This is a genomic window from Rhizobium sp. PP-CC-3G-465, from assembly GCF_004343445.1.
Taxonomy (GTDB): domain Bacteria; phylum Pseudomonadota; class Alphaproteobacteria; order Rhizobiales; family Rhizobiaceae; genus Ferranicluibacter; species Ferranicluibacter rubi.
On sequence record NZ_SLYH01000004.1, the window covers coordinates 274,704 to 294,001 of the forward strand.

At 63.3% G+C, this 19,298-nt stretch carries 17 protein-coding genes; 4 read left to right on the forward strand and 13 right to left on the reverse strand.

Going from position 1 to position 19,298, the window contains the following annotated elements; all coding sequences use genetic code 11:
• Position 1: 1 nt before the first annotated feature.
• The 4 genes from C8J33_RS17290 to C8J33_RS17305 form a co-directional block, all read right to left on the reverse strand.
• On the reverse strand, positions 2–940 hold the full coding sequence (locus C8J33_RS17290) for a carbohydrate ABC transporter permease (protein ID WP_110801255.1): 939 nt from the start codon (positions 938–940) through the stop codon (positions 2–4).
• On the reverse strand, positions 933–2,036 hold the full coding sequence (locus tag C8J33_RS17295) for an ABC transporter ATP-binding protein (RefSeq protein WP_110801254.1): 1,104 nt from the start codon (positions 2,034–2,036) through the stop codon (positions 933–935). The genes C8J33_RS17290 and C8J33_RS17295 overlap by 8 nt, the downstream gene beginning before the upstream one ends.
• A 158-nt stretch (positions 2,037–2,194) precedes the next feature.
• Positions 2,195–3,706, reverse strand: coding sequence for an alpha-N-arabinofuranosidase (locus C8J33_RS17300; protein ID WP_110801253.1), 1,512 nt, complete (start codon positions 3,704–3,706; stop codon positions 2,195–2,197).
• A 114-nt stretch (positions 3,707–3,820) separates the two neighbouring features.
• Entirely contained in the window at positions 3,821–4,750 is a 930-nt protein-coding gene (locus C8J33_RS17305; RefSeq protein ID WP_110801466.1) for an ArsR/SmtB family transcription factor, read from the reverse strand.
• Positions 4,751–4,954: 204 nt separating this feature from the next.
• Between C8J33_RS17305 and zwf the strand changes: the two genes are divergently transcribed.
• Positions 4,955–6,472, forward strand: coding sequence for a glucose-6-phosphate dehydrogenase (zwf, locus tag C8J33_RS17310; protein ID WP_110801465.1), 1,518 nt, complete (start codon positions 4,955–4,957; stop codon positions 6,470–6,472).
• A 125-nt stretch (positions 6,473–6,597) separates the two neighbouring features.
• A complete protein-coding gene (locus C8J33_RS17315) occupies positions 6,598–7,476 on the forward strand; it encodes a lytic transglycosylase domain-containing protein (protein WP_110801464.1) in 879 nt (292 codons plus the stop codon).
• A gap of 67 nt (positions 7,477–7,543) precedes the next feature.
• Here C8J33_RS17315 and kdgD read toward each other — a convergent pair whose 3' ends face one another.
• The gene (kdgD, locus tag C8J33_RS17320; RefSeq protein WP_132664989.1) at positions 7,544–8,476 is read right to left on the reverse strand and encodes a 5-dehydro-4-deoxyglucarate dehydratase; all 933 of its coding nucleotides are present in this window, start codon (positions 8,474–8,476) and stop codon (positions 7,544–7,546) included.
• Positions 8,477–8,555: 79 nt separating this feature from the next.
• A complete protein-coding gene (locus tag C8J33_RS17325; protein ID WP_110801251.1) occupies positions 8,556–9,290 on the reverse strand; it encodes a FadR/GntR family transcriptional regulator in 735 nt (244 codons plus the stop codon).
• Positions 9,291–9,540: 250 nt separating this feature from the next.
• Here C8J33_RS17325 and C8J33_RS17330 point away from each other — a divergent pair, with 250 nt between their 5' ends.
• Complete coding sequence (locus C8J33_RS17330) at positions 9,541–10,974, forward strand: aldehyde dehydrogenase family protein (protein ID WP_110801250.1); 1,434 nt, start codon at positions 9,541–9,543, stop codon at positions 10,972–10,974.
• A 71-nt stretch (positions 10,975–11,045) separates the two neighbouring features.
• Positions 11,046–12,194 carry a mandelate racemase family protein gene (locus C8J33_RS17335; RefSeq protein ID WP_110801249.1) on the forward strand — a complete coding sequence of 383 codons (1,149 nt, stop codon included), beginning with the start codon at positions 11,046–11,048 and terminating at the stop codon, positions 12,192–12,194.
• A 3-nt stretch (positions 12,195–12,197) separates the two neighbouring features.
• On the opposite strand, the gene C8J33_RS17340 is transcribed toward C8J33_RS17335, so the two are convergent.
• From C8J33_RS17340 to C8J33_RS17370, 7 genes are all read right to left on the reverse strand, one after another.
• Positions 12,198–13,265: a dienelactone hydrolase family protein gene (locus tag C8J33_RS17340; RefSeq protein WP_110801248.1), complete on the reverse strand. Its 1,068-nt coding sequence runs from the start codon at positions 13,263–13,265 to the stop codon at positions 12,198–12,200.
• On the reverse strand, positions 13,262–14,011 hold the full coding sequence (locus C8J33_RS17345; protein ID WP_110801247.1) for a FadR/GntR family transcriptional regulator: 750 nt from the start codon (positions 14,009–14,011) through the stop codon (positions 13,262–13,264). The genes C8J33_RS17340 and C8J33_RS17345 overlap by 4 nt, the downstream gene beginning before the upstream one ends.
• A gap of 32 nt (positions 14,012–14,043) precedes the next feature.
• A complete protein-coding gene (locus C8J33_RS17350; protein WP_110801246.1) occupies positions 14,044–14,802 on the reverse strand; it encodes an ABC transporter ATP-binding protein in 759 nt (252 codons plus the stop codon).
• On the reverse strand, positions 14,799–15,668 hold the full coding sequence (locus C8J33_RS17355) for an ABC transporter ATP-binding protein (protein ID WP_245420110.1): 870 nt from the start codon (positions 15,666–15,668) through the stop codon (positions 14,799–14,801). The genes C8J33_RS17350 and C8J33_RS17355 overlap by 4 nt, the downstream gene beginning before the upstream one ends.
• Before the next feature lie 9 nt (positions 15,669–15,677).
• Positions 15,678–16,550 carry an ABC transporter permease gene (locus C8J33_RS17360; protein ID WP_110801462.1) on the reverse strand — a complete coding sequence of 291 codons (873 nt, stop codon included), beginning with the start codon at positions 16,548–16,550 and terminating at the stop codon, positions 15,678–15,680.
• A gap of 37 nt (positions 16,551–16,587) precedes the next feature.
• A complete protein-coding gene (locus C8J33_RS17365; RefSeq protein ID WP_132664974.1) occupies positions 16,588–17,604 on the reverse strand; it encodes an ABC transporter permease in 1,017 nt (338 codons plus the stop codon).
• Positions 17,605–17,674: 70 nt separating this feature from the next.
• Positions 17,675–19,279, reverse strand: a complete 1,605-nt coding sequence (locus tag C8J33_RS17370; protein WP_245420109.1) for an ABC transporter substrate-binding protein — start codon at positions 19,277–19,279, stop codon at positions 17,675–17,677.
• Positions 19,280–19,298: the final 19 nt, after the last annotated feature.

The following is a 19,298-nucleotide window of genomic DNA, read 5'->3' on the forward strand; positions in this document are numbered from 1 at the left end:
CTCATGCGTCCTCTCCCTTCCGGCGGGAAACGAGATACTGGATCATCGCGGCAACAAGAATCAGCGCGAACAGGACTTCGGAAGCCGCAGCGCCGAGGCCGAGATCCCACCGCTTGAAGGCGGCGTCGTAGATGTAGAGGACGAGCGGGGTGGACACGTTGTTGGGCCCGCCATTCGTCATCAGTCGCGCCTGTCCGAAAAGCTGGAACTGCAGCACGATCTGGATGACGACCACCAGCACGAAGGTGCGCTTGATGGACGGGAAGGTGATGGACCGGAACGTGCGCCAACGCCCCGCATTGTCGAGCGCGGCTGCCTCGTAGATATCGCCGGGTATCTGTTGGAGCGCGGAGAGAAACAGCATCATCGGAAGGCCGACGCACCACCAGATCGTCGCGATGGCGATGGCGATCATGACCAGCTTCGGGTCGGACAGGAAGGCCGGGGCCGTGGCGCCGAACCAGCCGTAGACGGTGGACAGGAGGCCGAAGCCGGGCACGAAGACGATGCGCCAGATCAGCGTGACGATGGTGACGGACAGAACGGACGAGGCAAAGAAGACGGTGCGTAGCACCGCTGCCGTGCGCGTCTGCCGGTTGAGCGCCAGCGCGAGGAGGAGACCGATTAGCGCCAGGGCGGGAACGGTGAGCAGCACGAAGTAGAACGTGTTGCCAATGGCCTGCAGGAAGATCCGGTCGTTGAAAAGCCTGGTGTAATTGGCAAGCCCGACGAAGCGGCCGGTGGAAAACGCATCCGCCTTGTGCAGGCTCATCCACATGCCCCAGAACAGAGGCACGATGAGCAGCAGAACGAAGAAAACGAGGTAGGGCGCGACGAAGATCGCATTGCGCCAGAGCGGCGCATTGACGTTCTGGACCCGTCGCCGGGACGGTGCGGGCCGTTCCGCCGGGGATGTGCTGCCGAGCGTCAGGTCAGCCATGGCCGATCTCCTCCGCATGGCGGGCCCGGCCCTCGGCATCGAACAAATGCGTCCGCGTGCCGTCGAGGACAAGTGCGATCTCATCGCCGATGGCGACGCGGCTCATGCCGATATCCTCGGCGACGATCATGCCGCCGTCCTTCAGCCGGACATAAAGCAGCGTGCGGTCGCCGAGCCTTTCCAGCACCTCGACCCGGCCGGGCATCGTGTTGACGGCGCCAGCATCCGCGCGACGAACGGCCTCGGCGCGGATGCCGAGCGTCTGTTCGCCCGCCGTTACGCCATCGGCCCGAATGGTGGTGGTCAGCTGCGCGCCGTTCGGCAGTGTCGCGACGAGGAAGCTGCCGCTTTCCGACAGGGTGACCGGCAGGAAGTTCATGGTGGGTGACCCGACGAAGGTCGCGACGAACCGGCTGACCGGCCGCAGATAGATGTCCATCGGCGTGCCGATCTGCTCGATCTGCCGGTTGTTCATGACGACGACACGGTCGGCCAGCGTCATCGCCTCGATCTGGTCATGCGTGACGAAAATCATGGTGGACTTCACGCGGTTGCGCAGCTGCGCGAGTTCCACGCGGGTTCGAACCCGAAGAGCTGCATCGAGGTTGGAAAGCGGCTCGTCGAACAGGAAGGCTTTGGGTTCCTTGACGATGGCGCGACCGATTGCGACGCGCTGGCGCTGCCCGCCGGAGAGCTGGCCAGGCTTGCGCTCCATGAGATGCCCGATCTCCAGCATCCGGGCGGCCTCCGCCAGACGCGCATCGATCACGCCCTTGGGCACGTCGATATTCTTTAGGCCGAAGGCCATATTGTCGGCGACCGTCATATGCGGATAGAGCGCGTAGGACTGGAACACCATGGCGATGCCGCGCTGGCCGGGCGGCAGGGTGTCGATCCGTTCGCCATTGATGGAGATCGTGCCCTCGTCCACGCTTTCGAGCCCGGCGATCATGCGCAGCAGCGTCGATTTTCCGCAGCCGGAGGGGCCGAGGAACACCATGAACTCATTGGCTTTGACGGATAGCGAGAGGTTTTCAAGCACCGTCATCGCGCCATAGCGCTTCGTTACGCTGTCGATCTCGATCTGCGCGGTCATGCAAGCCTCCTGCCGGTGTCGTTCAAAACACAGGTCTGCATCATATCCTCCCGGCGGTGGCGCGGGCTCCCGCCCGTCCATCCGCCATCCTTGCCGCCATTCCGTGTCACCGAACCGGGTATCCTCCTCCGGTTCGCAATGCCGCTTTTTGACCCGTGTCAGGCCTTGAGGCGGATCATCCGATAGCTCAGCGGCGCGATGGGCGCTGTGAGACGACCATCCGCAAACAGAGCGCCTTCGCCCTTCACCGGCACGACGTTGTCGGGCGTCTCCGCGGTGTTGGTGATGCCGAGGTCGGAATGAGCGATGACCTGATCCTCGACGATCGACAGCGCGCCGAATTCGAGCAGGCCGACATCAAGATCGAGCGCTTCGCTCAGATGCCGGTTGACGAGGAAGAAGGTGACATGGCCCGATGTCGCGTCGTGCACGGCGGAGACATCGAGATAGGGGACCGTCCCGATATCCTCGACCGTGTAGCTGGGGCTGTCCACCATCAGCTTCAGTGCCGTGCCGCGACCGTAGACCGATGCGTAATAGTAGGGATAGAAAATCGTCTGGCGCCAGGCAGGGCCGCCGGGCACGGTCATGATCGGCGCGATGACGTTGACCAGCTGCGCAAGGCAGGCGATCTTCACCACGTCGGCCCGGTTGATGAACGTATTGAGAATGCAGCCGACCTGCAGCACATCCTCGAAATTGTAGTCGTCCTCCAGCAACGGCGGCGCTTCCGGCCAGCCATTGTGCCCTTCGAGGATCGCCTTATCCCGCTCCTTGGAGTGGTACCAGACGTTCCACTCGTCGAAGGAGATATAGACGTCCTTCTTGGAGCGCTTCTTCGACTTCACATAGGCGATGACGCCAGCGACCGTGCCGATATAGGTGTCGAGTTCCAGGCTGCGGGCGAGATAGCTCGCCGTGTCCTTGGCCCGGTTCTCGAAGTACATATGCAGCGAGATATGGTCGACTTCGTTGTAGGTATGCTCCAGCACCGTCGCCTCCCATTGCGGGTAGGTCGGCATGTGCGCGTTGGAGGAGCCGCAGACGACGAGTTCGAGCCGGCTGTCGAAGGCGCGCATGGCCTTTGCCGTCTCATGAGCCAGCCGCCCATATTCGTCGGCCGTCTTGTGGCCGATCTGCCAGGGGCCATCCATCTCGTTGCCGAGGCACCAGAGGCGCACGTCGAACGGCGCTTCGCGGCCGTTGGCACGGCGCTTGTCGCTCCAGGTGCTGCCGCCTTCGTGATTGACGTATTCGAGGAAGTTGCGGGCCTCGTCGAGCCCGCGTGAGCCGAGGTTGACCGCGAGCATCATCTCCGTGCCCACCGTCTCGCACCAGTCGGCGAACTCGTGGATGCCGACCTGATTGCTCTCCGAGGTGTGCCAGGCGAGATCGAGGCGAACGGGGCGCTCTTCGCGCGGGCCAATGCCGTCTTCCCAATTGTAGGCGGACACGAAATTGCCGCCGGGATAGCGGACGATCGGGACCTGCAGCTCCTTCACGAGGTCGATAACATCCTGGCGCATGCCATCGCAATCGGCCGTCGGGTGGTCCGGCTCGTAGATCCCGGTGTAGACGGCGCGGCCCAGATGCTCGATGAACGAGCCGTAGAGCCGCGGGTCGATCTCCGAGATCGTGAATTTGCTGTGGGCGATAACTGTCGCCTTCATGCCGTCCTCCCAAATAAATCATATTTCATGATTTGTATCATGATTTAAGATTAATAGAGCGGAGGCGGCGGGAAGCGTCAAGCGGAAAATGTTGTGCAGTGCGAAAGCGAGGTCTTACTTGCGGGTGCGCAGCCGCAGCAGGATATCCTGATCGTAGTTGCCGAAACCGCGCCCGAAAATGTTGATGCCGCCCGGGTGCTTAGCATCGTCGCGCACACCGATCCGCAGGCGGATGGAATGGTGGACGTCCAGTTTCAGGTCGTCGAGACGAATGTCGGACATCCGCAGGCCATCGACATAGGAGCCCTCGTCATTCACCCGAAAGCTCTTCAGTTTCCCATATTGCGAGCCCTTCAGTTTCCACCAGTCCGGCGTGTAAACCCCTCTTTTATCACCGAAATCCCCAGGAGAGGTCCATGTTCCCACCTCCACGCCGTTGACGCCAAGCGTGATGTCGGAAGGCCAGTCGGCACTGGTGCCGGGAACTTCGGAGGAGAGCTCCAGCACGAATTCCAGCTCGCGGATCTGCGCATTGGCAAGGCGGGCATTGTTGGGAAACTGGTACTCGACATGACCGCGGGTGAACCATATCAGCCCGGTCTTCATGCGGTCGGGATCGAGAAACGTGCTGGGTACGTCCAGCAGCCCAATGATGCCATCGACCGAACAGAGCCCGCAGGGTGCCGACACCTCGAAACTCGTGTAAAGGCCGAGAGGCATGGACACGTCGATGGCATCCGGTTCCGTTTCCTTGATATCGTTCTTCAAAACGATCAGGATTTCATCGTAAAGTGCGTGACAAACCTTCTGGTTTCCCTTCCGCGCCTTGATGGTTTCTGTGCGGATCAGCCCGGCTTCCTGCAGCATCTGGACGTTGATCGACACGCTGGATTGCGGTGATCGCAGGACGTCAGCGATGTCATTGACATTCATCGGCCCCTTGCTTTGCAGCAGCTTCAGGATTGAAATGCGGGCTGGCGACGCCAGTCCCTTCAAAACGGCCTGGTTTTCTTCAGGATCGACGACGAGAAAATTTCGGCTCACGATCTGGCACTCCAAGCTAAGCCTTCGAGGTTTTCATTCATATCGATAAAACTGATCCAGTCAACAAACGCATTTGCGTGCGTTCGACATGTGAACCCGGTTCCACCCGCCCTATCTCTTGGGGCGACCGCGCGTGCCGCCGAGAGGATGCCGGTGCGATTGTTATCAGTGAAGGAGACCCGTGTGACGACACCGACAGCCCGCGTGCAGCAGACCGCTGACGCCACTTCAGGCGCAGCCCTCGGCAATCTCGATCCCGCGCCGCCCGCCACGCTGGTGATTTTCGGCGCGACCGGGGATCTCACCCGCCGCCTGCTCGTTCCCGCGCTCATCAACATGGAGCGGGAAGGGCTGATCAACCCGTCCTCGACCGTGCTCGGCATCGGCAAGGACGCGGGCGATGACGAGATGCTCAGGACGAGCCTCGAGACCTTCGGTGCCGGGCATTTCGGTGAGGGCGACGCGCAGCGTATCGAGGCCTGGAAGAGTCTGCGTCCAAAACTGCGCTACCGCGCCGGAGACTTCACGGCAGATCAGATCTACACCGAGATCGCCGCCGAACTTACCGGCAACGCGGTCTTCTACCTCGCCGTACCGCCGCGCTTCTTCGGCGATATCGTGGAGAAGCTCGCCGATCATGGGCTGACGACGGAAGCCGACGGCGCGTTTCGCCGTATCGCGATCGAAAAGCCGTTCGGGCATGATGCGGCGTCGGCAAAGGCGCTGAACGCACGTATTCTGGCCCGCGTGGCGGAAACGCAGGTCTACCGGATCGACCATTTCCTCGGCAAGGAAACGGTCCAGAACATCATGACACTGCGGTTCGCCAATATGATGATCGAGAAGCTGTGGAACAGCGACAGCATCGACCATATCCAGATCACGGCGGCGGAAACCGTGGATGTCGGTACGCGCGGCAGTTTCTACGACGGCACCGGGGCGCTTCGCGACATGGTGCCCAACCACCTGTTCCAGCTTTTGTCCATGGTGGCTATGGAGCCGCCGATCAGCTTCGACGCGGAAGCCGTGCGGGACGAGAAGGCCAAGGTCCTGCGCGCTATCCGGATCTACGAGCCCGAGGAGGCGGCCGAAAACAGCGTGCGCGGCGCCTACACCGCCGGGACCATCGGCGACCGGACCATTCCGGCCTATACCGAAACATCTGACGTCAAACCCGACAGCACGACGGAGACCTATGTCGCGCTGAAGCTGATGATCGACACTTGGCGCTGGGCCGGCGTGCCGTTCTACCTGCGCACCGGCAAGGCGCTCACCGTGCGGGATACGGAGGTCATCGTCACGTTCAAGCCCGTGCCGTTCGCGCAATTCCCGCGCCTCAAGAACGCGCACCTGCCGCCGAACCGCATCGTCATCCAGATCCAGCCGGACGAGGGAATCAGCCTTGATATGCTCATCAAGCGGCCCGGCATCGGCGTGGCGGTGGAGCCGGCGGTGATGGATTTCCGCTATGCCGGCCTGTTCGATATCGGCCGGCTGAACGGCTACGAGACCCTGATTTACGATATCCTGACCGGCGACCAGACCCTGTTCCAGCGGGCGGATGCGGTGGAAGCAGGCTGGCGGGCCGTGCAACCGTTTCTTGACCGCTGGGCCGAAGGCGGCGCACCTGAACCCTACGCTCCCGGCTCGCTCGGGCCGGACATGGCAGCGGATCTCCTCGCCCGCGATGGTCTCGCCTGGCACGATCTCGTCACCCGTTGACGCGCGGGATGGAACTGCGAGCGCAGGCTGCTTTCTGCCGGGACGAGGAAGGAACGTCCCGGCTGCGCGGCCGCACGGTCTTTCCCGCCCTTCGTGTTGCGTTCTTCGGCGTATGTCTCTTACCCATGCAGGCATTGGAGGCAGTTGCCCAGACCAAGGAAGAGCGGGACGCCGGCTGTCTGTACGAGGGCGGTGCGGCATCACCCGCGCTCTGTATCCGCAAAGAGAGTTTCACCGGCGATCTTTGCCGGGCGATCGAGCACTTCGCAAAACGGTCGGATCTGCCGCCCGACTATTTCGCACGATTGCTCTGGCGCGAAAGCCTGTTCCGGCCGGAGGCCGTCAGCCCCAAGGGGGCAGAAGGCATAGCGCAGTTCATGCCGGGCACGGCGCGCGCGAGAGGCCTTGGCAACACCTTCGACGTCATCCAGTCGCTCGATGCCGCCTCGGCTTACTTGCAGGAGCTTCGCACGCGGTTCAGCAATCTCGGCCTTGCCGCCGCGGCCTATAACGCCGGGGAGGGTGGGCTTTCGCGGTTTCTCTCGACGGGGAGGCTGCCGCTGGAAACGCAGGATTACGTCTTCGCCATCACCGGACATCCCGCCGAGACCTGGAAAACCAGCCCGCCCGAAAGTGCCGCCCCGGTGCTCGATCCGGCAAAGCCGTTTCTCGATGCCTGCATCGCGCTTGCGACCAGTCGCATTATCCGTGATCCCGTCCTCGCCGGCTCGGCCGACTGGGCGCCTTGGGGCGTGCAGCTTGCCGGGCACTACAATCCTGCCACCGCAATGAAGCTCTTCACATTGGCCGTCGCTCGGTTACCCGCGCCTTATAATGCCGAGCGCGCGCTTCTGATCCGCCAGCGCGGCGGCAATTTCGGCTACCGGCCGCGCTACGCCGCGCGCATCGGGCGCGAGAACCGGCAGGAGGCGGACGCCCTTTGCGCCATCGTGCGGAAAACCGGCGGCGCCTGCATCGTCTTTCGCAACAGGCCCCGTCGGTGACCCTTCATCTGCGTCAAAGAAAAAAGGCCCGACAATGCCGGGCCTTCAGGAGTGCATATTCTGGCCTCTATTCGGCGGCCTGCGATACCGGTGTCATGTTGCGATAGGGCTCGCAGAGCGCTTCCATCATCCGCACCTCTTCCGCCGTCAGGTCGGTTAGCGGCGCGCGGACCGGACCCGCGTCGAAGCCCATCAGCCGCACGCCGGCCTTGATGGCGGAGACCGCATACCCCTTCTGGCGATTGCGGATATCCATGAACGGGTAGAAGAAGTCGATCAAGATGCGGTTGGTGGTCGCGGTGTCGCCGGCGCGAAGCGCCGTATAGAACTGATGGGCCAGCGCCGGCACGAAGTTGAAGACGGCCGAGGAATAGGTCGTCACGCCGGCGCCGAGATAGGCATCGGCAAAGAGTTCCGCCGTCGGCATGCCGCCGAGATAGGTGAGGCGGTCGCCCATCGTCGCCGTAATGCGGCGCACCAGCGCGATGTCGCCGGAGCCGTCCTTGAAGCCGACGAGGTTGGGGCAGGCGTCGCAAAGGCGCGACAGCGTGTCCGCTGTCAGGATCGAATTATCACGGTTATAGACCATAACCCCGATCGAGACCGACTGGCAGACGGTCTTGATATGCTGGTAGAGGCCTTCCTGGCTCGCATCCATCAGGTAGTGCGGCAAGAGCAGGATGCCGTCGGCACCGGCCTTTTCCGCGGATCTCGCGATGGAGACCGCGATGCGCGTGCCGTAGCCGCAGCCCGCAACGATCGGCGTGGCTCCGGCCGAAGCCTTGGCCGCCGCGACGATCTCGGGGATTTCCGCAGGCTCCAGCGAGAAGAACTCCCCCGTTCCGCCGGCGGCAAACAGAACCGTCGCATCGAAACCGGCCAGCCAGCCGACATGCGCCTCATAGGCCTTGCGATTGAACAGCCCGTCGGCGCCAAAGGGCGTGACAGGGAAGGACAGGAGGCCGGCGCCGAGCGCGTGCTTCAGTTCGATGGGATCCATGGACAAGGGGATGTTCTCCAGACGTTGCATTCCGGAGGATGATAGCTAGAGATATTATCTCTGTCAATAGTTGTATGATCTATGCCGTCGTATTGCTGCGCGTGCTGCGCATCAGAGCCCGGTAACGCTGCTGACTGCCCTTCAGATGGTTGCGCATCGCATCCCGCGCAGCCGTCTCGTCTCGGTCGGCGATCGCGCGGGCGATGGTCTCGTGTTCCTGCTGGATTTGCGAGAGGTAGTCGGCGGGCGTGGCCTCCGGCCTGTCGTCACCCAGAAGAGAGCGCGGTATCATCTGCTCGCCGATCGCCTGCAGCAGTTCCCGGAAGCGGGGATTGTTGGTGCTGTCGGCAATGGCGAGGTGGAAGGCGCGGTCGCTCTCCACCGTGGCGGTGCCCGATGCGATCTGGTTGTTCATCACGTGCAGCGCCTCGAAAACAAGCTCCTGCTGTGCGGGGGAACAGCGCCCGGCAGCAAGGCCCGCGGCCTCGATTTCGATTGCAGCGCGAACCTCCAGCATCTCGATGATGGACGAGACGCGGTTGGGATCGACGCTCTGCAGGCCGCCTTGCGGCTTGGGTTGCGTGGCCAGAACGAACACGCCGACGCCATGCCGCACCTCCACCAGTCCGTCGGCCCGCAGGGACGCGATGGCCTCGCGGATAACGGTCCGGCTGACCTGGTGCTCTTCGGTCAACCCGCTCTCGCTTGCCAGTTTGTCGCCCGGCTTCAGTGTGCCGTCCGCAATGGCGGCACGCAGCCTGTGGCTGACGGTGGCCACAAGGTTTCGTCCTTTGCGCGCCGGCGTACCCTGCATGTCGTGGTCCGATCTCTTCACGTATCCCCGCTCTGCGAACGCTTTGTTTCGTCTGCTTTTATCGCAAAGATAGACCATGTGACGCATATGCGGGAAGAAATTAATTGACGTGGAAGTGAAGTCTTATAGGATGACATACGTCAGTTATATGATAACAAGTGCTCCTGCTGGAGGCGGGCGCCTGGGCTCGAGGCGATCGATGGCCGGCGGAAATGCGCCTGACCCGGGCGGATGTGTGGAGGAGACGAATATGACCATTTACCAGAACCTCATTGCCGGCGAGTGGGTCGGTGCGCAGGCCTCACCAAACCTGAGCCCGTCGGATACCAACGACGTCGTCGGTCTCTACGCCCAGGCGAGTGCCGACGATGCGCGGGACGCCATCGCTGCGGCCAAGGCTGCGTTTCCGGCATGGTCGCGTTCCGGCATTCTGGAGCGCCACGCCATCCTGCGAAAGGCGTCCGACGAAATTCTCGCGCGCAAGGAAGTACTCGGCGCGCTTCTGGCGCGTGAGGAGGGCAAGGTGCTTCCCGAGGCGATTGGCGAGGTGACGCGTGCCGCACAGATCTTCGATTTCTTCGCAGGCGAAGCGCTGCGGCTGGCAGGCGAGACCCTGCCATCGGCCCGGCCGGGGATCGGCGTCGAGGTGACACGGGAGCCGCTTGGCGTCGTCGGGATCATCACGCCCTGGAATTTTCCGATCGCCATTCCCGCGTGGAAGATCGCGCCGGCGCTTTGCTATGGCAATACGGTCGTCTTCAAGCCGGCGGACCTCGTGCCCGGCTGTGCCTGGGCGATCGTGGATATTCTTCACCGCGCCGGTCTTCCCAAGGGTGTGCTGAACCTCGTCATGGGGCGCGGCTCCGTCGTTGGGCAGGCGCTGCTCGACAGCCCGGATCTTGGCGGTCTCACCTTCACGGGCTCGACCGGCACCGGCAAGCGGGTCGCTCTCGCCTCGATCGAGCATAACCACAAGTTCCAGCTGGAAATGGGTGGCAAGAACCCGATGGTGGTTCTCGACGATGCCGACCTTCCGGTCGCGGTCGAGGCGGCTGCCAATTCCGGCTTCTTCTCTACCGGCCAGCGCTGCACCGCATCCTCAAGGCTGATCGTCACCGAAGGCATCCACGACCGCTTCGTTGTGGCGCTGACCGAACGGCTGAAAACGCTGACGGTGGACAATGCGATGAAGCCCGGCACGCATATCGGCCCTGTGGTCGATGAGCGGCAGCTGCGCCAAGACACCGACTATATCGATATCGGCAAGGCCGAAGGGGCAAAGCTGGCATTCGGCGGCGAGGTGCTGACGCGCGAGACGCCCGGCTTCTACCTGCAGCCGACGCTTTTCACCGAGGCGACCAACCAGATGCGCATCTCGCGCGAGGAGATTTTTGGGCCTGTGGTCAGCGTCATCCGGGCTCGGGATTATGAAGAGGCACTCTCCATCTCCAACGACACGCCGTTCGGGCTGTCAGCCGGCATCGCCACCACCAGCCTGAAGCACGCGACACACTTCAAGCGCAATGCGGAGGCCGGCATGGTCATGGTCAACCTGCCCACGGCCGGCGTTGATTTCCATGTGCCGTTCGGCGGCCGCAAGGCCTCGTCGTTCGGCCCGCGTGAGCAGGGCCGCTATGCCGCCGAGTTCTTCACCGTGGTGAAGACCGCCTACACGCTGGCGTGAGGCTTCGGCCCCTCTCTTTTTCGCAATGACCGGCAGCGGCGTTCGCCGCGCCCATCCCAGGAGGAATTTCCGTGAAAATCGTCGACGTCCACGTGCGTGTCTTTGCCCACACCACCTATCGCCATCAGGACACGGCCGGCCATGCCCATCCGGGGCCGGCGCACAAGGTGAACCTCGCGCTCCTGACCATTGTCGATGACGAGGGCGGAGAAGGCTATTGTTTCGCGGCGCCCGAAGTCGTGCGGCCGCATGTCATCGAAAAGTTCGTGAAGAAGGTGCTGATCGGCGCCGATCCCTTCGCGCGAGAGCGGCTCTGGCAGGAACTGGCCCACTGGCAGCGCGGCAGCGCGGCGCAGCTGACCGACAGGACGCTGGCGATCATCGATTGCGCGCTGTGGGATCTCGCCGGGCGCAAGCTGAACATGCCGGTGCACAAGCTGATCGGCACCTACCGCGAGAAGATGCTCGCCTATGGCTCGATCATGTGCGGCGACGAGCTGGAGAACGGTCTGGCGACCCCGGAGGATTACGGCCGGTTTGCCGAAAAGCTCGTCGCGCGCGGCTACAAGGGTATCAAGCTGCACACCTGGATGCCGCCGGTATCCTGGGCGCCGGATGTCGGCATGGACCTCAAGGCGTGCGCGGCGGTGCGCGAAGCCGTCGGTCCGGATATCCACCTGATGATCGACGCCTTCCACTGGTATACCCGGACGGACGCGCTGAAGCTCGGCCGCGGGCTTGAGGCACTCGGTTTCGACTGGATCGAGGAGCCGATGGACGAGCAGAGCTCGATGTCCTACGCGTGGCTGTCCGAAAACCTCGATATCCCCGTTCTCGGGCCCGAAAGCGCCGGCGGCAAGCACTTCAGCCGTGCGGAATGGATTGCGACGAAGGCCTGCGACATCCTACGCACGGGCGTTCACGATGTCGGCGGTATCAGCCCGGCCATGAAGTGCATGCATCTAGCCGAATCCTTCGGCATGAACTGCGAGATCCACGGAAATGGCGCGCCGAACCTGATCATCGCCGCCTGCTCGAAGAACGCCAACTGGTACGAGCGCGGACTGCTGCACCCCTTCCTCGAATATGACGATGGCTTCGAATATCTGAACGGCCTGGTCGATCCGATGGACGCGGATGGCTACGTTCACATCTCCGACAAGCCCGGGCTCGGCGAAGACATCAACTTCGACTTCATCGACGCCAATCTCGTCGCCTGAGGTTCAGAGGACGCGGTCGAGCCAGTCGATCGCGTCGTCCTGCTGCTGCACCGCAAAGACATGTCCGCCCGGCACCATCCGCGTGTGGAGCGCGTTCGGTGCATCCGTGGTATCCCAGATCATGCGCATCTGGCGAAAGGCGTCCGTAGCGATGGCTTCCGGGAAATGCCGGTCGTCGCGGCCGCTGAAGAAGAGGGCGGGCTTGGGCGCGGCAAGCGCCGCGAGATGGGGATAATCGATCCGGCCGGCGATGCCGGGATGCAGCATGTAGAAGGCGGACTGGCCGCGCAGCTGGTTGCTGCCGGACTGCATCAGCCCCGACAGGGTGCCCATCCACCCGCCGGACACGCAGGCCTTCGCATCCGGCGAAAGGGCCGCCACCTGCCAGGCCCGCGCGCCGCCCATCGAAAAGCCGAAGCTTGCCAAGCGCTCCGGGTCGACCCCGTCGAGCTGTTTCAGGAAAGCCAGCGCTTCCAGATCTTCTTGCAGCACCACGCCCGCGAGCGACTGGCCGAACTGCAGGAGGTTCGCCGCCAGCGCCTGCTGGCCCTCGTATCCCGTTCCCGAGCGCCCGCCCCATCCCAGCGTATCGACGCAGAGAACGCTGTATCCGCGTCGGGCCAGAACATTGCCGACGTGCTGGCCGCCGTAGAGACGGGTGGCCCATTCGTTCGACTGCGCCGCCGTTTCAAGCGGCTCGTCAGGCCGCCGGATCAGCTTCTGCCGGCCGATGGAAAAGAAGGAGCCGTGATCGTGGAAGAGCAGGATGCCGGGCGTCGGATGCTTGGTGGAAGGGCGGAGCAGATAGGCGTCGGCTGTCTCTCCATTCGAGAAGCCAAGCTGCAGGTGTTGGCCGAAAGACCCATCATCCTCCCATTCGGCAAGGGGTGTCGCTGAGGGCGTAGCGATCGTCCCGATCCCGATCCCGATCCCGAGCGCGTTGCGCACCGCAGCAAGCGTCGTTCTCTGCCATGTCGCGACATCGGACACGGCCGGGTCGAAGTTCCAGGCGAAGGCTTTCTTATCCCGCAGGCGCTTGGCGAGATCCGACATGTTTTCGCCGTCGATCATCCGCCGCGGCGCATGCGTTCGATCATCCGGTCGCGGCTGACCGTCAGATGCTGTCGCATCGCCAGCCGGGCGCCGTCGATGTTGCGCTCGGCGATGGCGGCAAGGACCAGACGGTGCTCGGCGTTGACCCGCGCAAGATTCGCCTGAAACACCGCGTCTTCCACGTCCTTGGTCTGCAGCCGCATGCGCGGCATCAGCGTTTCGCCCAGATAGTTGAAGATGCCGAAGAAATGTTCGTTCTGGCTGGCCTTGGCCACCGCACAGTGAAACTCGAAATCCGTCTGGCTGTCGCGGACGACGTCCCGGATGGCGTCGTCCATCGCGTCGCAGACGGCGGCCATGGCATCAAGATCGACTTGCGTACGACGCTCGGCCGCCAGAGCCGCAGCTTCGGACTCGATGCCGATGCGCAGTTCGAGGCCTTTCAACTGGTTCTCCACCATGGTCAGCCTTTCCGGGGCAAGCCGGAAGGGTGGAATACCCGCATCATCACGGACGAAAGCGCCGACCCCATGCTGGATCGAGACGAGGCCGCTCGCGCGCAGATTGGCGATCGCCTCGCGTACGACCGTGCGGCTGACGCCAAGCTCGTCGATCAGCACTTTCTCCGTCGGCAATTGCGAGCCGCGGGAATATTCGCCCTGCCGGATGCGGTCCGCAAGCGTGCGGATGACCTGCGAACTCAGGGTCTCGCGTCTCCGGCCGCCTGCGGGAACTGGGGCGGGGTTGTCGGCATCTATCGTCATGGCGTAGAGCCCCTCCAGCGGGCGGTGGACCGTTAAACGGCTTGGTCGTAGGCAAGGCTCGCTTCGATCAGCTCCCGGGCATAGGGGTCGTTGGCCTTGCCGGTGGAGAGAACCGAGCGATCCATGATCTCCACCACGCGCCCATGTTGCATCACTGCCAGTCGTTCGCACATATGGTCGATCACCGCCAGATCGTGGCTGACAAAGAGATAGGTGAGGTTGCGCCGGACCCGCAGATCCGCCAGCAGGTTCAGAACCTCGGCCTGCACGGAGACGTCGAGCGCGGAGGTTGGCTCGTCAAGCAGAAGGATGCGCGGCTCCAGGATCAGCGCGCGAGCAATCGCCACGCGCTGGCGCTGTCCGCCGGAAAGCTCGTGCGGATAGCGGGCGAGGAAAGCGGGGTCGAGCCCGACATCGGTCAGTGCCCGCTCCATCCGCTCCAGCTGCCGGTCCATGCGGTGGATGCGCAGGGGCTCCTGTAGGGCGGTGCGGATCGACTGGCGCGGGTGGAGGGAACCGTAGGGGTCCTGGAACACCATCTGCACCATGCGGCAGTAATCGGCGAAGGGCATGTCATTGATCGATTTGCCCTCCATCTCGATGGCGCCGTCCCAGAGCGTGAGCAGACGGGCGATGCAGCGCAGGATGGTCGATTTGCCGGAGCCGGATTCGCCGACGAGCCCGAAGGATTCGCCCGGCTTGACGGAGAACGTGACGTCCCCGAGGATCCGTCGCTTGGCGGCGCCGGAGCCGAGGTCGATCGAGACATTGCGAACATCGATGGCGTTCATGGCTGGGCCTCCAATGTGCTGCGCATTGCCGGCTCGCGGTTGAGCACCGGCAGCGGGCGACGGCTTCCGCCGATATGCGGCTGCGCGGCAAGAAGGCCGCGGGTGTAGGGGTGAACGCAGTTCTGCATGTCGCGCGCGGCGCGCTCCTCCACCACTTCGCCGTGGCGCATGACGAGCACCCGGTCGCAGAAATTGCGCACGAGGTTGAGGTCATGGCTGATCATGATGAGGCCGATGCCCTTGTTGGTCACCAGTTCGTTGAGGATGTTGAGCACCTGCATGCGCACCGTCACATCAAGCGCCGAGGTCGGCTCGTCGGCGATGATGATCTGCGGCTCGGGGATCAGCATCATGGCGATCATGATGCGCTGGCCCATGCCGCCGGAGACCTCATGGGGATAAAGTCCGTAGACCCGCTCGGGATCTCGGATCTTCACCGCCTCGAGCATGGCGAGCGTCTTGTCGCGCGCTACTTGGGCAGAGGCCTTGTTATGGACGCGATAGGCCTCGGCGATCTGGTCGCCGACGCGGTGCACCGGGTTCAGCGAAAACTTCGGGTCCTGCAGGATCATCGAGATCCGCCGGCCCCGGATCGAGAGCATCTGGCGCTCGCTTGCGGCCAGAAGATCGGTGCCCTCGAAATCCATCCGGTCTGCTTCGATCCGCGCGGTTGGCAGCAGCTTGAGGAGCGCGCGGCCGATGGTCGATTTGCCCGAACCGGACTCGCCGACGATGCCGAGCCGCTCGCGGCCGAGGTCGAACGACACGCCCTTGACGACGGGCGTGAAGGCTTTGCCGTTGCGGTAGCTGACGCGCAGGCCTTCGACGCGGAGAAGAGGCGTGGGGTTGTCCATCTGCGTTTCCATCATCGCCTCCTAGTGGCCCTGTTTCGGATCGAGCGCATCGCGCAGGCCATCGCCGAGCAGGTTGAAGGCGAGGCTGACCAGAAGGATGGCGCCGCCGGGGAAGGCGACCAGCCACCAGTTGTCGAGCATGTAGCGCCGCCCGGTGGCGATCATCGCGCCCCATTCCGGCAGCGGCGGCTGCGCGCCGAGGCCGAGAAAGCCGAGGCCTGCCGCCGTCAGGATCACCGTTGCCATGCTGAGCGTGACGCGGACGAGCACGGAGGGCAGGCACATGGGCATGATCGACTTGATGATGATGCGCAGCTTGGAGGCGCCCTGCATGCGGGACGCGGAGATGTAGTCGGCATTGCGAAAGGTCAGCGTTTCCGCGCGCGCCAGCCGCGCGATCGGCGGCCAGGCGGTGAGGCCGATGGCGATGATCGCGTTTTCTAGGCTGGCGCCCAGCGCCGCCACGAAGGCAAGCGACAGGATGAGGCTCGGGAAGGACAGGAAGATATCGGTGATGCGCATCATGACCGTATCGTACCAGCCACCGAAATAGCCGGCGGTCGTGCCGACCAGAAGCCCGAGCGGGCCGACGATGACGGAGACGATGGTGATGATCGTCAGGCTGATGCGCGAGCCGTGAATGATGCGGCTGAGCACGTCGCGGCCCAGCTCGTCCGTGCCGAACAGATGGGTGGCGGACGGCGGCTGCAGGGCTTTGGCGAGGTTGATCATGTTCGGCTCATAGGGCGCGATCCAGGGTGCCACGAGCGCCGTGACGAGGAGGATCGCGATGACCACGAGGCCGAAGCCGGAGGAGGGATTGGCGAGCAGGTCCTTGAGAACACGGAGCAGGCGGCTCCAGGCCGTATAGGTCTTCTCACTGGAAGCGGTCATGGCTGCGGTCCCGATGTCGATGGTTTTCGTCGTCATGTCAGCGCGTCCTCGGGTCGAAGATCTTGTAGAGCGCATCGGACAGGAGATTGAGCCCGATGAAGATGACGCCCACGAGCAGGACGCAGGTCATCACCGCGTTCATGTCGCCGACCAGCATGTTGTTGGTGATGTACTGGCCAAAGCCCGGCCATGAGAACACGGTCTCGATCAGCACGGCGCCTTCGAGCAGGCTGCCATAGGCGAGCGCGACGATGGTGACGAGCTGGACACGGATATTGGCGAAGGCATGGTGCCAGATCGTCCGGCTTTTCGAGAGACCCTTCACGCGGGCGGTGGTCACATATTCCTGGTTCAGCTGGTCCAGCATGAAGCTGCGGGTCATGCGGGTGATGTAGGCCATCGAGGAATAGCCGAGAATGCTTGCCGGCAGCAGCAGGTGGTTGACCGCGTCCCAGAAGACTTCCCAGTCGCCGGCCAGCATCGAGTCGATCAGCAGGAAGCCGGTCGTCTCCGGCATGAGGCCAATATAGTAATCCGACACGCGGCCGCCGCCGCCGACAAGATCAAGCGCCGCGTAGAAGACGATGAGGCCGATCATGCCGGTCCAGAAGATCGGCATGGAATGGCCAATGAGCGTCAAAAACCGGATGACGTGATCAACGGGCTTGTTGCGGCGCACGGCCGCGAGAATGCCCAAGGGAATGCCGAGGCCCGCTCCGACGATGATGGCGAAGGTCGCAAGCTCGATCGTTGCCGGCATCACGTGCAGAATATCGTTGATGACGGGCTGTCCGGTGCGGATCGAGACGCCGAAATCGCCGTGCAGCAGGTCGCTCACATATTTGAAGAACTGCTGGTAGAGCGGCAGGTTGGCCCCGATCCGCTCGGCGACCATCTCGTAGGTCGCCCGGTCGGCCTCTTCCCCCACGATCGCGCGCACGGGATCGACCGGCATCAGGCGGCCGATGCAGAAGGTGAGGATCAGAAGGCCGATGAGGGTGACCAGAATGGTCCCTGCCTGCCTGCCGAAAGCAGAAAAGCGCGCATTGTTCATGACGGCGTCCTTGAAATGCGAAGAGGTCGAGGGGCGGCAGCCGGCGTGCGGGCACGCCGGCCAAAGCGCGCTAGCGCTCTTTCGTCACCGTGCGCAGCCGCGTGGACCAAGACGGATTGAGCGCCAGTCCCTTGATGTCGGCGCGATAGCCGACACTGTCGACCACTTCGGCGAAGGGCTGGATGGCCGGGAGGACATCGGCATAATAGGTCTGGATCGCTTCGTAATCCTTGACCTGCTTCGCCTTGTCCGTCTCCACGAGCGCCGCATCGACCATGCTGTTGATCTTTTCGTCGTAGAAGGCCGTGCGCCAGCCCTGGAAGTTGGTCAGCTTAGCTTCGTCGGCATTGTCGGGATTGTAGACGATGGCGCGCAGGTTGCTGTCCGGGTGCGGCAACTGCCCGCCGCCGCCGCGGCCGACGAGGAGTTCATACTTCCGTTCGCGCATCGCGCCATAGATCTGGTCGCCGCTGCCGGTGATGATCTCGGCCTTGATGCCGCCCTGCGCCAGCGTCGCCTGGATGGCGGTCGCCGCATTCATGAAGGGCGCATCGGAGATCGCGCGGAGCGTCGTCGAAAAGCCGTCGGGGTAGCCTGCTTCCGCCAGCAGCGCCTTCGCCTTCTCCACGTCCAGTTTGTAGCCCGCATTCGGCAGGGCGCCGAAAAGGCCGGTCTGGATCGGCCGATCCCGCAAGCGTCCGAAATAGGGCAGGACGGTGTCGTTCAGGCCCTGATAGTCGATCAGGTAGCGGAGCGCCTCGCGCACCTTCGGCTTCTGGAACTTCTCGTCCTTCATGGAGACGGCGAGGTAGTAGAACCCGCTGCCGCCATTGGTCTGCACCTCGACCTTGTCGCTCTTCTCCAGCGCCTTCAGGTCGGCGGCCGACATCGAATAGGCGATGTCGATATCGCCCTTTTCGAGCATCAGCCGCTGGCTCTGGGATTCCGCCAGATGCCGCATCATGATGCGCTTCATGCCGGGCGCCTCACCCCAGTAGCTCTCGTTGCGGTCGAGAATGACCCGCTCGTTGGAGCGCCACTGACCGAGCGTGTAGGGGCCGGATCCTGCGGAATTGTTGGTGAGCCAGGCAGAGCCGAGATCGCCGGCCTTATCGTGTTCCATCACGACCTTACTGTCGAGCACCGAGCCGGGGCCGACGATGCCGAGCGTCTGGACGATGATCTCCGGATCGACCTTTTTCGGCAGGGTGATGACGACCGTCGTCTCGTCGGGGGCGGTGAAGCTCTGTTCGGCATTGGCGGCGGTGAAGCCGTGCGTCTTGAGGAAGGAGGCCTGCGCGAGGTTCAGCGTCAGGAGACGCTTCAGTGACCAGACGACATCGGCCGACGTCACGGGGTTGCCGGAGGCGAAGGTCGCGCCGGACCTCAGCTTGAAGGTGATTGCCGTATTGTCGGGGCTGACGCTCCAGCTCTCGGCGAGCTGCGGATTGACCTGCGCGCGGTTGACAGCGTCGAGCCCAACAAGGTTATCATATATGTTGGCAAGAACTTGTACCGTCTCTTTGCCGGTGATGGCGGCGGGATCCAGCGTCAGGATATTGCTCATGGAAAAGCCGACAACCAGCATATTCGGCGGCGTTTCAGCCCATGCCGGACTGGTCAGCAAGGTGGAACCAACCAAAATCGTCGACAGTGCTTTGATCATGCGATGCATCATTTCCTCCACACGCTGC

Excerpts from the sequence above, each read along its gene's own strand:
- C8J33_RS17350 (WP_110801246.1), bottom strand. The coding sequence starts at position 14,802 with ATGAACGCCATCGATGTTCGCAATGTCTCGATCGACCTCGGCTCCGGC.
- C8J33_RS17365 (WP_132664974.1), bottom strand. The coding sequence starts at position 17,604 with ATGAACAATGCGCGCTTTTCTGCTTTCGGCAGGCAGGCAGGGACCATT.
- C8J33_RS17330 (WP_110801250.1), top strand. The coding sequence starts at position 9,541 with ATGACCATTTACCAGAACCTCATTGCCGGCGAGTGGGTCGGTGCGCAG.
- C8J33_RS17370 (WP_245420109.1), bottom strand. The coding sequence starts at position 19,279 with ATGCATCGCATGATCAAAGCACTGTCGACGATTTTGGTTGGTTCCACC.
- C8J33_RS17345 (WP_110801247.1), bottom strand. The coding sequence starts at position 14,011 with ATGACGATAGATGCCGACAACCCCGCCCCAGTTCCCGCAGGCGGCCGG.
- C8J33_RS17290 (WP_110801255.1), bottom strand. The coding sequence starts at position 940 with ATGGCTGACCTGACGCTCGGCAGCACATCCCCGGCGGAACGGCCCGCA.
- C8J33_RS17355 (WP_245420110.1), bottom strand. The coding sequence starts at position 15,668 with ATGGAAACGCAGATGGACAACCCCACGCCTCTTCTCCGCGTCGAAGGC.
- kdgD (WP_132664989.1), bottom strand. The coding sequence starts at position 8,476 with ATGGATCCCATCGAACTGAAGCACGCGCTCGGCGCCGGCCTCCTGTCC.
- C8J33_RS17315 (WP_110801464.1), top strand. The coding sequence starts at position 6,598 with ATGCAGGCATTGGAGGCAGTTGCCCAGACCAAGGAAGAGCGGGACGCC.
- C8J33_RS17340 (WP_110801248.1), bottom strand. The coding sequence starts at position 13,265 with ATGATCGACGGCGAAAACATGTCGGATCTCGCCAAGCGCCTGCGGGAT.
- C8J33_RS17300 (WP_110801253.1), bottom strand. The coding sequence starts at position 3,706 with ATGAAGGCGACAGTTATCGCCCACAGCAAATTCACGATCTCGGAGATC.
- C8J33_RS17325 (WP_110801251.1), bottom strand. The coding sequence starts at position 9,290 with ATGCAGGGTACGCCGGCGCGCAAAGGACGAAACCTTGTGGCCACCGTC.
- C8J33_RS17360 (WP_110801462.1), bottom strand. The coding sequence starts at position 16,550 with ATGACCGCTTCCAGTGAGAAGACCTATACGGCCTGGAGCCGCCTGCTC.
- C8J33_RS17295 (WP_110801254.1), bottom strand. The coding sequence starts at position 2,036 with ATGACCGCGCAGATCGAGATCGACAGCGTAACGAAGCGCTATGGCGCG.